This window comes from Leptolyngbya sp. CALU 1928 (genome assembly GCF_056784215.1).
The window spans coordinates 1,607,120-1,621,421 of sequence record NZ_JBXBCE010000001.1; the positions used below are offsets into that span (position 1 = coordinate 1,607,120).

12 protein-coding genes are annotated in these 14,302 nt (G+C 48.0%); 2 read left to right on the forward strand and 10 right to left on the reverse strand.

Annotated features, from left to right (window positions below):
* Window positions 1-131 precede the first annotated feature (131 nt).
* Both AC1S5B_RS07505 and AC1S5B_RS07510 read right to left on the reverse strand, forming a co-directional pair.
* On the reverse strand, window positions 132-845 hold the full coding sequence (locus tag AC1S5B_RS07505; RefSeq protein WP_482035051.1) for a DUF6585 family protein: 714 nt from the start codon (window positions 843-845) through the stop codon (window positions 132-134).
* Between the two features lie 156 nt (window positions 846-1,001).
* Entirely contained in the window at window positions 1,002-1,640 is a 639-nt protein-coding gene (locus AC1S5B_RS07510; RefSeq protein WP_482035052.1) for a YqiA/YcfP family alpha/beta fold hydrolase, read from the reverse strand.
* A gap of 389 nt (window positions 1,641-2,029) precedes the next feature.
* On the opposite strand from AC1S5B_RS07510, the gene AC1S5B_RS07515 reads away from it, so the two are divergent.
* Window positions 2,030-4,513 carry a hypothetical protein gene (locus AC1S5B_RS07515; protein WP_482035053.1) on the forward strand — a complete coding sequence of 828 codons (2,484 nt, stop codon included), beginning with the start codon at window positions 2,030-2,032 and terminating at the stop codon, window positions 4,511-4,513.
* Window positions 4,514-4,579: 66 nt separating this feature from the next.
* Here the strand turns inward: AC1S5B_RS07515 and AC1S5B_RS07520 are convergent, their stop codons facing one another.
* Window positions 4,580-5,401 (reverse strand): MORN repeat-containing protein, encoded by an 822-nt coding sequence (locus AC1S5B_RS07520; protein WP_482035054.1) that lies wholly within the window; start codon window positions 5,399-5,401, stop codon window positions 4,580-4,582.
* 492 nt (window positions 5,402-5,893) lie between these two features.
* On the opposite strand from AC1S5B_RS07520, the gene AC1S5B_RS07525 reads away from it, so the two are divergent.
* The gene (locus AC1S5B_RS07525; RefSeq protein ID WP_482035055.1) at window positions 5,894-7,342 is read left to right on the forward strand and encodes a DUF3370 domain-containing protein; all 1,449 of its coding nucleotides are present in this window, start codon (window positions 5,894-5,896) and stop codon (window positions 7,340-7,342) included.
* Window positions 7,343-7,400: 58 nt separating this feature from the next.
* Here AC1S5B_RS07525 and AC1S5B_RS07530 read toward each other — a convergent pair whose 3' ends face one another.
* The 7 genes from AC1S5B_RS07530 to AC1S5B_RS07560 form a co-directional block, all read right to left on the reverse strand.
* On the reverse strand, window positions 7,401-7,925 hold the full coding sequence (locus tag AC1S5B_RS07530; protein WP_482035056.1) for a GNAT family N-acetyltransferase: 525 nt from the start codon (window positions 7,923-7,925) through the stop codon (window positions 7,401-7,403).
* Between the two features lie 28 nt (window positions 7,926-7,953).
* Window positions 7,954-8,196 (reverse strand): hypothetical protein, encoded by a 243-nt coding sequence (locus tag AC1S5B_RS07535; RefSeq protein WP_482035057.1) that lies wholly within the window; start codon window positions 8,194-8,196, stop codon window positions 7,954-7,956.
* Window positions 8,197-8,369: 173 nt separating this feature from the next.
* Window positions 8,370-9,644, reverse strand: a complete 1,275-nt coding sequence (locus AC1S5B_RS07540) for an AmpG family muropeptide MFS transporter (RefSeq protein WP_482035058.1) — start codon at window positions 9,642-9,644, stop codon at window positions 8,370-8,372.
* A gap of 107 nt (window positions 9,645-9,751) precedes the next feature.
* Window positions 9,752-10,354: a transglutaminase-like domain-containing protein gene (locus AC1S5B_RS07545; RefSeq protein ID WP_482035059.1), complete on the reverse strand. Its 603-nt coding sequence runs from the start codon at window positions 10,352-10,354 to the stop codon at window positions 9,752-9,754.
* 10 nt (window positions 10,355-10,364) lie between these two features.
* Window positions 10,365-10,970 carry a transcriptional repressor LexA gene (lexA, locus tag AC1S5B_RS07550; RefSeq protein ID WP_482035060.1) on the reverse strand — a complete coding sequence of 202 codons (606 nt, stop codon included), beginning with the start codon at window positions 10,968-10,970 and terminating at the stop codon, window positions 10,365-10,367.
* Window positions 10,971-11,092: 122 nt separating this feature from the next.
* On the reverse strand, window positions 11,093-13,405 hold the full coding sequence (gene cobA, locus AC1S5B_RS07555) for a uroporphyrinogen-III C-methyltransferase (RefSeq protein ID WP_482035061.1): 2,313 nt from the start codon (window positions 13,403-13,405) through the stop codon (window positions 11,093-11,095).
* 225 nt (window positions 13,406-13,630) lie between these two features.
* The gene (locus tag AC1S5B_RS07560; RefSeq protein WP_482035062.1) at window positions 13,631-14,113 is read right to left on the reverse strand and encodes an AAC(3)-I family aminoglycoside N-acetyltransferase; all 483 of its coding nucleotides are present in this window, start codon (window positions 14,111-14,113) and stop codon (window positions 13,631-13,633) included.
* Window positions 14,114-14,302 lie beyond the last annotated feature (189 nt).

Genomic DNA, 14,302 nt, shown 5'->3' on the forward strand with positions numbered 1-14,302 from the left:
TCACTCATGCAGTCTCTCTCCCGCCATCGATACCGCAAAACTACAGCTTTGCTCGTTTGGATGAGAGTCAGCCTGAAACCTGAACCCAACACCTGACACCCGAATAAACAGTGCAGGGTTACATTTAGAAATTAGGATTGAATATAATTTATGAGTGCAAAAAATAAAGCTAAATTGGGGAAGCTATCGCGAGAAGAGGAAAACCAATCTTGCCGATTATTTCCTTTTTGACGAATAAAGAAACAGACGGATTTATATCCACGCTGAACATTAGCCAATTCAAACTCTGACCAAGGCAACATTCGCTTACCATCTGATAATCCTTCCTGTGTGAGCGTGAGGCGTCCAAATTCAATGGCATTGCCCTGCTGATAGTTAGCGATCGCCGCTGGCAACTGGAGTTGTAAAAGTTGCTCTTCTAGCACGGTTCTCAGATGATCCACGTTGGCAACATGCTCATCGATTTTGATCTTCCGTCCATTCTTCGTTTCTAGAGTGATGACATAATTCGTTATTCTGCTCGTTGTGACAACAGATAGAAACAACGCCTTGATGTCTTCATAACGAATCACATCTGGTGTCCCTTTGTGATAGTCAATCAGCCCTCGTTGATAAAGCAAGATGGCTGGCTGAGTTCCTCTTAGCCGCTTGAGCGATCTATAAATGAAGTAGCTTGATAAGATCAGCCCAGGCAACCCAATCAAGATGAATGAAAGGGGCAGAGAAAACAAGAATATAATAATCCAGGCTCCCAGTAGAAATTTAGCCCTGCCTTTATTCCAGCCAAATTCTCCCACTATGGAGCCTAATGTTTCAGAAGCGTTGAAGGGATGAGTAGGATTCATAAATGGCTCTCTTTACTCAATTCAAAGAGTAGAGGGTGAGTTACCGGATGTCAACTGGCTCTGCCACTCTGCTCCAATCGGCAGAACCGCTGAGATGCATTCCAAGTCTCTGACTTGAAACGAGATTTGGCATTTGAAACCTGGAACCTGAATGAACTAGGACAATGAGCAAAACTCCTGAATGCCTTGCCAAACAATGTCATTGGAATCAGTTAAGCCGTGATCGCTGTCGAGTTCAACTAGGGTTACCCAAGGGCGCGTTTCGGCAAATTCTATGCTGGTTTGCAGCGGAATCACTTCGTCGTTTTTGCCATGAAACAATAAGGTTGGCACCGATCGCAGCAATTCTGTCTCGCGATATTGAGCAGCATCTTCGGCAAACTGATAGCTAATCGGCAGCATTTTCTCTTCGCCATAGTGATAGACGGGCAAAAAGCCTTCAGTTTTCCACTGTTGCAGTTGTTCAAAGCCCAAGCGGGGCAGCCAATGGGACAGGAACCCAAAAGCGGGTGCGAGTAGAACTAATCGTTCCACTTGAAGTTGGCGCTGCCCTAACCAGGCGGCAGTTAATCCGCCAAAGCTAGAGCCGATCAGCGTCACCGGGGCTGGTGGGGCAGGTAGTTCGGCTTCCACTTGTTGCAGTTGACGAGTTAGGGTGAGGTAGGTGAAATCACCTTGGTTGAGATCGGGAACAGTCAAAGGAATGTTGAGTTGGCTGAAGCGATCGCTGAGGTTTTTCGCTTTAACCGACTGGGGGCTGGAGGCAAACCCGTGGAGGTAAAAATATTGGTGCATTTGTTTTTTGTTTAAGGTTGTTCAAACCATAGCCAGTCGATTCACCGCTTGACTCTAGCAATCCTGACGGCGATTTTCAAACCAATTGGCGACAGTCAGCAAATCGAGCGATCGCGGCATCAGAGGAAATAAACAAGGGAACCTTTCTAGTTATCGATCTGGACAGTTTTCAAGGCTGCGTAACGAAATATTTTGATGTTAGCCAGATCGAGATCGCTAGACTACACTGATTGAGCTAAATACGTCATTTGTAAACTTTTGTAAAAAATATCTGCTTTTCGACTGCATCTAGTATGCTAAGCGTTCAATAGCGGTATTTTTTATTCGTAGAACACTAGGTGTAGTTTTTAGAGTCGCCAATCCAGCGGAGTAGTCCGTAAAAGGTAGATATGGAAGAGTGGAAGTTTCTCGTACAAAAAGATGGCGATCGCTCGTGGCTGCCGTTGGACTCTCCCGATGTTGAAATTTTAGAAGGGCGTTATCGCATCGTTGCGCGATTTGCCCAGGCAAACACAGACGTGCAAATTCGCATCTGCCATTTGGCGATCGCAGAAAATCCGCCTAAGCGACGGTTTCAAAAGCGCTCTAGTCGTACTAATGCCAATGGGCTAACGGTTGTGGTTCCCTACACCTACTTCAACCCTGGCATTTGGGAACTTTCCTGCTTCTCTCCCGACCCCTTATCCGATTTGATGGGTGACACCATACATCATTCGATTCGGTTACAGGTGTTTGCGTCCGTTGCTGAGGCAGACGAAGATTGGGATAGCGATGATTCAGACGATTTAACCCATGAACAGATTGAATTGGCTTCAGTGCCCGAACTGCGATCGCCCATAGTTGAAGACGAAACTGAGCAGCGCCACACTGAGAATAGCGAGATTGCAGACAGCAAGTTACTCGCTTCAGCAGTTCCCACCACGCCAGAGATTGCAGCCCTAAACGTGGAAATTGCTCAGGCATTGGGGCTATCTATGGATCGGTTAGTGAGCATGACCGAGCAACTTTCCCATCAATTGATTGAAGAAGTATTTTGCGAGTTTGGCGCAGTCTCAAGTGCTGACTATTTTGAACCATCGGTAGCGACCAGTGAACCTGTGCCGGAGTTGATGGAAAATTTAGAGCCATCAACGATTCTACTTAAAGTGGATGCGAGAGCCATACAGATTATTTTGGAGCAGGAAGTATTTCAAGCCAGCGCGGTGCAGACTGTGACTGTGGCGGGGCGCTTGATAGTACAGGATAACTGGAAAGCGCCCATGATTCCGGTGCAAATAGACGATAGTCTAAACCAATCTAATGAGCCGATTGATGAATCTGCTGATGTGGATGGAAATGTAGATGTACAGATCGCAGCATCAACAGGCTGGATTGCTCAAGAATTGCGGATTTCTCTTCGTAATCCGCAAACATCAGAAGTCGTTATTTGCGATCGCCAGTCTCTTTCTACTGAGCCGTTGCCCTACTCCTTTAATTTCACTGTAGAGTTACCTTCCAATTCAACAACCCATCTCTTAATTGGGGAAGTCGAAGTATGGGGAGCCGTATCCGACCAAGCTGAGCCTGTTTCACTGCAAGCTGCTACTGTCACGGTTACGGTCAACCCTGAAGAACTCATGGCAGAATTTCAGCGAGTCAGAACAGCGCTGGAGCAAGAGCCAGAGGGCAGTGATTTGTCTGATTTGGCAGTTGAGTTTAACGAACGGCTACATCGCTCCAAAACCAAGCCTGTTCTAGATCTCTCCTTTTTAGACTTAACTGCAAACAGCTTGGTTGTCGATCAAGATCTTGATTCTCTCAAAGGCAGCATCCCAGTTGTATCTGCTAACGCTGCAAAATCTAAAGGCTCAGAGATGCCTCCCCAGTTAAGTGATCCTCAAACTGATCCTGCTGGCACAAAGCGCCCACTCGATTTGCCTGCCTTTATTGTCACAAATCGAACAACTGCTAGTGCTACAGCGGTTCAGGAGGCGATAGCCCAAGAAGCAGTCGTCGAGAAGCTGAGCGACTCAGAGAACAGTGCGGAGTGTGGAGTGGAGAGCGCGGAAGAGGCTGAAGTTCTAGTCACGGACGCGATCGCGGCTGGCGAACTGAGCGGAAAACAGCAAGATGAAGATGTTGATTCCGAAATTTTGGCATTAATAGAGCAAGTGTCTACCGATGCTGCTTCAGCAGCCCCAATCGTTGCAGAGCAACCATCGCCTATTAAAACTGCGTTTCAAGCCTTGCGATTACAAGATCGCTTTCTAGACCGACTCACCGTTTTGGCAGCCGATGAAGAACTGTTAGTTGCTTTAAAGGAAAGTGTTCCACAAGAAGCTGTCGCTGAAACGCAAGCAGAAACTAAAGAAACACTGACCCAATCCCCCATAGAAGATTGGGTTACCCATGAAGTAGTTGTGGATGATGACCCCCTGTGGCAAGAGTGGATGCGGCGATCGCTCTCTCGTGCTAAGCGGGGCGAATCGTTGGAATTGCCCGTTGTCAATCCGTTAGTCATGCCGGAAGATGAAGCGATTCCAGTGCCAATGGTTGAGATTTTGACCGATGAAATTGTGGCAGGCAGACCCATGAATATACGGCTGAAACTGCCTAATTTGTTGCCCAAAATCTATATCAAACTGTGGGTAAATGATTGCCAAACGCGATCGCTGCTCGATGGTCCTCGTTGGATGGTAGATTTCTTCCCCAACGGACATGATGAACTAGAAGCCGTGACTCAACTCACCGTACCTTTTGGCACGCTGGCAATTCGCCTGGAAGCGATTGCGGTGGAAGTGCAAACTCAACGAGAAAGCCAAAAGATCAGCCTCGATTGCGAAGTTATCCCCCCCGACTTTCCAGAACTCGCGATCGAAGACTTTAACTTTTAAGCAAGAAATAAAGCTCAAACAAAATTGCATTTCCTAGGATGTGTGGAAACAAACAAGAGTGAAGCACTATCGTTTATTTTTTGTTTCAGTAAACTTGCCATTTTTCCAAACGCCCTCAAGCCGTGTGCCCGTTGCCAGCGTATAAACCCCTTTGCCACTTTGCTGCCCAGTGCGAAATTCCCCTTCATAGCGCGTTCCACTCGGAAAGCTACACACTGCGAAACTGTTCAGTAGATCATTTTGAAACTCTCCTTCGCAGCGGGTGCCATCTGCCAGCACTAACACGCCTCTTCCTTGTTTTTTGCTACTTTGAAAATTACCTTCATACCGATTGCCACTGGAATACGTACAAACTCCTAACCCGTTTAACAGATCTTCTCGAAAGATTCCTTGGCAGCGTGTCCCGTTTGCAAAAAAGAATTTGCCTGCTCCGGCTCGAATGCCCTTTTGAAACTCGCCTTCATAGCGATTTCCTCCTGGAAAGACGCATATGCCCTTGCCGTGCAGCAAATTATTCCGAAATTCTCCCTCACAGCGAGTGCCATTCACAAATGTGAAAACCCCCTTTCCATGGCGCTGACTATTTTTCAGTTCGCCTTGGTAGCGATTGCCACTTGGAAACGTGCAGGTTGCTTTCCCTTGTATCAACTCATCCCGCAGTTTTCCGTCACAGTAACTCAATGCCAGCAGGAGAGGCGTATCGGCTAAAACGGATGATGTAGTCCCCAAATGTGAAACACTGACAAAGGCGATCGCGCCTGTCAGCTTCATTGCCCAATGGGAGGGTAAACGCTTGTTTGATGCGATCGCTGCAAAAATGGGCACCCTAACAAGGGCTTTTATGCCGAACGTTACGCCGGAAGTAGATGAATGAAGAAATTGATGCATAAATCTGTAACGAGGGGAGGACTCTTAGTCTAAATAGTGCTTTCGCCAAACCGCATTGACAACTATCTAAAGTTTGAAGCAAAACCGACCAGCAAGGTTAAAAACGAAAAGCTGGCAGCCAACGAGCCAACGAGCCAACGAGCCAAGAGGAGAAAGTTTCAAGAATTGCACCATAGTAAGGTCAAAGCTTTATAGATTCGACAACTTAAAGAAAGTACAGTAAAACTAGCAAGGGGAATTTTACTAAACGGCACGGTTTTCATTGCCATAAAAAACAAAACCATAGATGATGATTGATCTGAAAGGACATCCTCGATTTATGATTTCAACCGGAGCATTTTTACTCACTGTTTTTTCAGATGGACTGATCTTTCTTTAAAAATTTGTTTTTCTCATGATTGGAAATTTATCAAACACCTAGAGTAACTAGGTATGACGGCTATTTAACCAATCTACTGTCGCTCTTAACCAAAGAAATTGCTAAATTCGCTCATGCCTTTTTTCCCTTTCGTCACTCTCGCTCAAATCACCCCCTCGCCATTTTTTATCCCAATTCAGCCGTCTAGGGCTGCGCCACAAGAATTAGTTTTACCCAGAGAATCTCTTCCTGCTCAGCCTACTCTTCAGACGCAGGAAGTTTTTCAACCCCAGGAAATTCGCCCTCTGCCCGGACAGTTAGACACTGTACCTGTTCTTAATAGCAACAGTCCAGAGGTCGTGCAAACCAGTGGCATCCTCACCTCAACGTTTCCCCCAGCGGGCAAAGATTTTCCTAACGCTCATTTGAACTATGCCTTTCAAGGGCGGTTTGATATTTTTGCTCACCATATTGCTAGAACTCGTAGCGGTACACCACGGACGTTATTTCAAGCAATCCTGTTAAACAATCCAACTTCTAAGCCGGTTGCGATCGACATTTTGCAGGGAGCGAGCTATCTCACGCGTCCAGATGCTTCTTTCATTCAGTTACCTGCCTATGTGGAAGATCCCTTAGGGACGGTTTATGCTGGACCGGGTAGCCGAGTGACGAATGACCTATTGCGAGGTCGCCGTCAAGGAGCCTTTCCACGCAGGTTTGTGATTCAACCCGGTGAAAACCATTTATTAATGAACTTACCGATTCCAGTGGGTGGCTCTCCGGGGTCGAATGGACGAACAACCCTGATGCGATTGCAAAGTAGTGGTTCTGTGTATGGGGCAAGTTTAGCGATGTTTGCCCCTTTAACGGAGGACGGACGAGAACGCAGTCCAACCTTAGAAGAATGGCAAACGTTGGTCGTCAAAGGGGGGCTGGCAGGACCGCGTGATGTGCCGCCTACACCCCTCAATGTGAATGTTGCTAAGGTTTTTTATGGGCGCGTGTCTGGGGTCGCGATCGGCTCTCAATGGCAGTCAATGGTGACGGATACACCAAAGAGCGATCGCTTAACGATTCCCAACAAAGGACGGGCATTTTCCTACGGCTTAAGTACGCTCTATCGAGGCACGCTGGGCACAGGGCAAATTCAGAGCGCCAAACTATTAGCGCGCTATCCTGATACGGCGTATCAAGCGCATGGCAACTACGGAATTCAATATAGTTTGACGATGCCACTCTATAATCCAACGAGGCAAAAGCAAGCGGTGACGTTGGCGATTCAAACACCTTTAAAGAATGACAAAAGTAAGGGAGGACTGTTGTTTTATCAGCCCCCTGAAAACCGTGTCTTTTTTCGGGGTACAGTACGGTTACGCTACAACGATGATGCGGGGGTAACCCAAACTCGCTTTATTCACATCACTCAACAGCGAGGAGAGGCAGGAGAACCCTTGCTGACGCTCAATTTACCAAGTGGTGATCGCCGCTTGGTTCAGGTTGATCTTCTCTACCCGCCCGACTCAACGCCCCCCCAAGTTCTCACCGTCAAAACCCTAGATGATGTTAGGGATGCTTTTCGGTAGCAGATCATTTGAGTCGCTCAATCGATTGGTTCGGCGGGGTTCTTTTTTGTTCTGCTGCTTAACTGTGGCGTAAAGGCTTGATCATCCCCAAAGATTGAACTTCGTATCCTAAGCGGTTATAGAGGAGGATGGCAGGCTGATTGGCTTGGAACACCTGAAGCCCAATTTTGCGATCGCCCCGTGCAATTGCCCACTGTTCAGCCTGATGCATCAACGCCGCACCAATGCCTTGACGACGATGGGCAGGCGCGACGTACAGTAAAAAGATATGGGCATGGCGATCGCCACTCACTTGATCGATCGCGGTACCAACCCAAAGGCAAGCAATGGGGTGATTCAAAAGGCTTTGCAACTCATCGTTGTGATTATGAGCGCGATCGCGGTTTGACTTCACCCACCAAAGCGGCGTTTCCTGAGAAAAATACTGGTCTACCGTACTCGCAAGATGAGAGTAAGTCCCAGTAGGCTCAATCTCAGCGTAGGTACACTGCATGAACTTTACTAGCAATGCTCGATCTAAACCGGAGCCTTGAAAAAGCTGGTAGCCGGCGGGGAAAGGAGCGATCGGCGAGGGGGCGCTCAATCCGTAAACCTACAAGGCAATAGACCAATCAAGTAGATTCGTCCGTCAGTCCTGTAATCAATGCAGACAATGATGGAGGAAGATTCGTAGGCTTATAAGAACTGCTAGGTTTATAGACTGCTGAGTTTTGAGCTTGAGGATCAGGGATTTCAATCGGGGCTGGAGCCGCCATATCCATCGGCATGAAAATGCGGGAACTGACCGCTACTAATGCAAACAGAAAGACAAAGACAATCAACAAGGGAGCCACATACTGCCGGAAAATCGCCATGGGAATTACAATATAAAATTTTGTTAAACAGCAAGAGCTTGTCTGAGACTTCACTCAAGATTTGTAAAGCTTACTCATCTCATCCTATCGCAATACACTTCTTCCCTACGAACAAATTTGCAGTTTTTCCAGCACTTTTCTTAAGCTTTCCTGTCAAAGACGATAAATTATTCTCAAGACGGATTTTCATCATCCATTGAAATTTGAGTGGGCACGACCGCCTTCCAAGGAGCCACAAAAGGGAGTAGAAATAATCCTGGAAGTGAGGCTAGTAGGGTGAGTACAAAGAAGACCGACCAGCCGGTTGCTTTTGCTAAATCACCTGCTGGAGCCGCTAGAATAATGCTGCTAGATGCCATCAGGCTAGAGAGCAGGGCATATTGAGTGGCGGTGAAGGCATGGTTGCATTGGCTCATCAGATAGGCAACAAAAGCCGCTGTTACGAGTCCTGCACAAAAGTTTTCCAAAACAATGGCAACTAATAGCCACTGGGTCGCTTGAGGCAAAAGGGTAAGGGAAAAATATCCCAGGTTGCTAAGGGCTTGAAAGCCGCCAAAGACCCATAGTGCCCGGTTGATGCCGAGGCGAGTGAGCAGAATCCCTCCGCCAACAACTCCAAGGGTGGTCGCTAGAAAGCCGAACGTTCCTTGAATTGCGCCAATCTCGGTTTTGCTGTAGCCAATATCCAGGAGAAACGGAATTGCCATGTTGCCCACCAAGGCATCGCCCAACTTGTAAAACAAGACGAATAAAAGGACTAAGGTGGCGGCGATTACACCGGATCGACTAAAAAATTCCTTAAAGGGAAGATAAATCGCATCTTGAAGCGTTTGGGGAGCAGAAACGCGATCGCTGGGTTCTGGTGCCCATAACGTTGCTAGGATACCGATCATCATCATCCCGGCAAGGAGCAAATAAATGAGTTGCCAGGAAATATAATCTGCCAAAATCAGCGCTAGGGAGCCAGATATTAAAATGGCGACTCGATAGCCTAAGACCCAAGTAGAGGCTCCAAGTCCAAGCTCGGCAGGTTTTAATACATCCGTTCGGTAAGCATCGCTGGCGATATCTTGAGTGGCACTTAAAAACGCAATAACTAGAGCATTGATTGCCAGCAGTTGCAGGGCTTCTTTGGGTTGCTGGAGCGACATGGCAGCGATCGCCCCTAGTAGCCCAACCTGAGTAATTAACAGCCAACCTCTTCGTCGCCCCAAAAAAGGCGGAACGAAGCGATCTAAAAAAGGTGCCCAGAGAAACTTGAGGGTATAAGGTAGCCCGATCAAGCTAAACCAGCCAATTACCCCTAAATCAACCTGGGAATCTTTCATCCAGGCTTGCAAGGTTCGACTGGTTAAGAACAAGGGCAACCCAGAGGAAAATCCTAGCAGCAAGAGTGCCGCCATTTTACGGCTGCGTAAAACTTTCAGAAGCGGTTGGACGGCATTCATGAATACAAGCTACTCACTAAGCTAAACAATCCGATGACGGATTTGATTCAGCCATCATGCCATAGTTAGCGCGATCGCCCTGCTTTTGCGCATAACCACAACTCGTACTACTGAAAGAAACCTTGCTTTTCGGCAACGTCCAGTGAAATATCTGGCAAATTGCAAAGCATCTCATTCCACGTAGTATGGCTTTGTAAAGCCTCTACAACCTCTGAAAGGGGTTTAGGAAAAATGGTTGGAAAGTCTGCCTCTTCAGAAAACTGGATAGTGAAAGCAAGCTGTTCAATGGGAGGCATAAACTGAGCATTAACGCCTGGGCGGTTGCCTCTCGGATCAACACGATACCAACCAATCTCTTCTAGATAAATGGCGTTGAATCCATGCAAACTATAGGGTGCGCCTTTATTATCAATGCTCAAACGCTGATAGCAAAATCCTGCTGGAACGCCGTTTGCACGCAGCAAAGCTGCTAATAAATGGCTTTTTGAAAAACAGTAGCCTGTTTCATAGCGCAGCACCTCTGAGGCTTTGCAAGTCACAGGATTCATCTGATAGTCGAAACTGTGGAAAATGCGATCGCGCACCCATTCAAAGCAACTCTGAGCGATCGCGGTTGAAGTCGTCTGCTCAAATGCAAGTTGCTTCGCCAGTTCCAAAACATTAGGATGATGCCAATCAATCACCTCATCCGATTCAAGATAATCTTGCAAGTTTCCGTTTCTAGTTATAATCACGCCAGACATGTGCTAGAGCGCCCTGAACATCCACTTGAGACGCAGGCACCTCAATCGACTCATAGTTTTTATTGGCAGGTAGCAAGGTCACCTTGCTACCTCGACGGTGAAAATACTTTAGAGTGGTTTGATCCTGAACTCTAGCGGCTACAATCGTGCCATTTTTAAGCGCTTTTGGATCAGTAACAGGCTTAAGAATGACAATATCTCCATTGTCAATCATGGCATCTACCATGCTGTCTCCCCGTACTCTCAGCGCAAAGTAGGTCGGCTTCAGCGAAATACCCGTCAAATCTAGATACTCAACCTCAGCGTCAGGAAATGCGTCAACGAGGCTACCCGCCGCGATCATGCCGCGAATTGGCACTCCTCGTAACACTTCATGCGTGGCTCGAATAGTCCGCGCTTTGCCTTCTGTCCATTCAATGTAGCCTTTTGTTCTCAAATGCTCTAAACGACTTTGAACGGGGGCTGGAGACTTCAAATCCATTGCCTTCATCATTTGACGAATTGAGGGCGGGTATTGGTTTTCGCGAATGTATTCTATTAGCCAATCGTATAGCTCTTGCTGGGCTGTGGTAAGGGCTTCCATGGTTTAAGACAGAATTGTAGTAGTTTGATACACTTGTACCATGCTTTTTGGGGTTCTGTCTAGCATTTTTAGAAAACTGGCAATAAAGCTACAGAAAAGCGGCAACCTAGATAAAAGCTATGTCATTCACCATCCTGAAACTGAGAGTTGGACGGCGCAGGAGGTGTTTTTAGTTTTTTGATAGGTGACTTGTCTACTGCAATGACCTCTGCATCTTTAATTTCAAGATTGGTAACTTCTGATGGGGCAGTTCGGTTGATGCTAATTTTCCGTTGGTTGGGTTTTCTAATATCTAATATTTCTGGCTGTAAAATTTCTGGCTCTGGGGCTTTGGGTGGTGGTGAGTCGGGAAATGTCTCTATATTGCTTGATTGTGGCAGTTCTGCACTATTAGACGCGATCGCCTCTGTAAAAATTGGCTCCTGCCAATCCGTTTCTGGGTGGCTATCCGAAGTTTGAACGATTGGGAGGGTGGGCAGTTCGGGTTGTGCTGCTTCTGATGCAAACTCTTTGGGTTGAATCTCTTCAGGCTGGATATCTTGGGGTTGAATCTCTTCGGGCTGGGTATCTTCGGGATTTTGAGACTGAAGCGGTTCTGGTTCCATACTCTCTACTGCTTCAGAAATCGGAACGGACTCGGATTCTGTCATCGCCTCAGGTTGTTGAAGTTCAGACTCCGAGGTGGGGGTTGCGATCGCAAGTTCTTCCACCTTCGGCGTTGCCCATTGAACAATCGCCGCTGTTAGCCCATCCAAGGTAAACTCGGCAGCTTCCACATCTACCCGCCCCAGCAAGCTCTGGCAACTTTCGCTAGTTTGAGGACCAATGGATGCAATGCAAACGTTTTCTAGATAGCTTTGCCAGTTGTCATCCGCTTGTTGGAACAGTTGGCAAAAATGCTGCACGGTTTTGGAACTGGCAAAAGTGATGATATCGACGGAGCGAGATCGCAACGCTTGCAAGGCTTCAGGCGCGATCGCGGCTGGACAGCGTGATTCATAGGCGGCAACTTCTCTCACCTTGGCACCCTGGTTGGCAAATTCCTTGACTAGCGCTTCTCGACCGCCGCTTTCCACACGGGGAAACAAAATCCGAAGTCCGCTTAATGGCTCAGGAAAGTTAGCAGCTAGGGAATCGGCAACAAACTTGGGTGGAACGAAATCGGCGGGAATTCCTAATTGCTGCAACCGTTGTGCTGTTTTTTCGCCGACCACCGCAATTTTGATGTTGCAGGAGAGCGAGTCGTCGCCGGTTTGAGTTTTAAGGCGTTTGAAAAAGGCATCTACGCCATTGGTTGAGGTGAGGATCAGCCAGTCAAATTCATCCAGACGGGCGATCGCGGTATCCAAATCTCGCCAGCTAGAGGGCGCGCCAATCTCCAGGGTTGGCATCTCAATCACCGCCGCTCCCTGATCCTCCAACAGTTGCGTAAACTGGCTAGACTGGCTGACAGCACGCGTCACTAAAATGGTTTTGTTCGTCAAGGGCAGCGGTTCTGTGGGAAGCGGCGGCAGGATTAAAAAATCGTCTTCTACAGGCGGCACTGCATCGAAAAATGGCTGTCGCTCATCGGGGATTTCTAATCTTGGGGTGGGACGGCGATCGCGCTCTGGTTGCCGAACGCTCAAATCAGCCGACATCTGAGATTCCCGCGTCCGTCGAGTTTGCGGTTGATCTCGCGGTGACTCTGAAGCGATATTGCGAACCACTTTCGGCTGAAGCAGCGATCGCAGTTTCACGACTTCACCAATTACAATCACGCAGGGAGCCAAAGACTGGTTGGCGGTTTCCACCAAAATATTGCCCAGGGTGCCTTCCCAAATCTGCTGTTCCGCCCGACCCGCCCACCGAATCACCGCGATCGGGGTTTTTGGCGATTTTCCATGTCCCCGCAGTCGCCGGACAATTTCGGGCAAGGTGCGTCCGCCCATCAAAATCACCAGGGTTTCTAGTTTTGTTAGGGAAACCCAGTTCAACGTATCGGGATTGTGGGCAGTGCAAACCGTAAACGAACTGCTCAGTTGCGGATCAGTGAGGGGAATGCCAGCCAGTAGGGGAGCGACCAGCGCCGAGGATAAGCCCGGTATCACTTCATACTCACATCGCGCCGCCACCAACGCTTCGATTTCTGCCTGCGCTCGACCAAACACAAACGGGTCACCACTTTTAAGCCGCACGACTTGCCTGCCGCGATCGCAATGCTGCACCAACAGGCGATTAATTTCAGGCTGCGCCATGCTGGGCTGTCCGCCGCGCTTACCCACATTCAGCTTTATGCAAGCTTCGGGCACAAGATCCAGCAGTTCGCTGTCCACCAATGCGTCATAAACCAGCACCTCAGCCGTGGCGAGTAAGGTTTGCGCTTGCGTGGTCAAGTAGTCGGCATCGCCTGGCCCCGATCCGACTAAATACACTTTGCCTGCTTGTTCAGCCATAACCCACATTGCCCATACTCTGCTGGATCTAGTTTAGGCGGTTGGCAGAATATTCAACCTAATCACGGGTCAGGATTTAATTTCCCATCCCAAAAAAACTGGCTACTGCCACTCCATCGTATGGATTGGTTATGTACAAAAACCCTCAATCAATGGCGACAATGGCGACAGATATCCTTTGCAGTAGCACCCAGATCTCCCGACCAGCCGCTGCATTTTGAATTGTTATGTATCATTATCGCTGTCCGCAACAGCAATATCGAAATGAAGTACATCTTCGCGTGCCCCAAGCTTTGTGTAAAGGGCGATCGCAGGGTCATCTCCAATGTCCGCCTGCACGAAAATCACATAGGCTGCTCGTGCTATAGCGATCTTCTTTAATTCTTGGATTAATGCGGTGGCAATCCCTTCGCGTCGATGGGCGGCGGCGACAGCCAAATCGTAAATATAAATTTCACTACGCTCTTGCTCGAACTTCTGGAGTTCGTAAGCGGTGAGACCTCCGACTACTGACCCATTTTTTAACGCTACAAGTGCGATGAAATACTCGCTGCTTAACAACCGCTTGAGATAGGCGTTGCTTGGGCGAGATGAGCAATAAGTATCCACTTCGTCGAAAGCCTCACCAAAAATATCCAATAAGCCGCCCATCAGCCCTAATTCGTTGGCGGAAAGCTGACGAATGCTAATTAGCTCAGAAGATGACATTTTCTACCTGTTAATTGGAGCAACACAGAAAGTTGCCGGGTAAGATACATCACTATAGTAGTGTGCAGAGTTTTGGCATGACGCTCTAAAACGGGTGAATAGGCACAATGGATATGGGAGTAAGAACGCGCCCGTCCGCCGCCTCACTGCACTGCGATCGATAATTTTTGGATCTAACTCTGGTTCAGC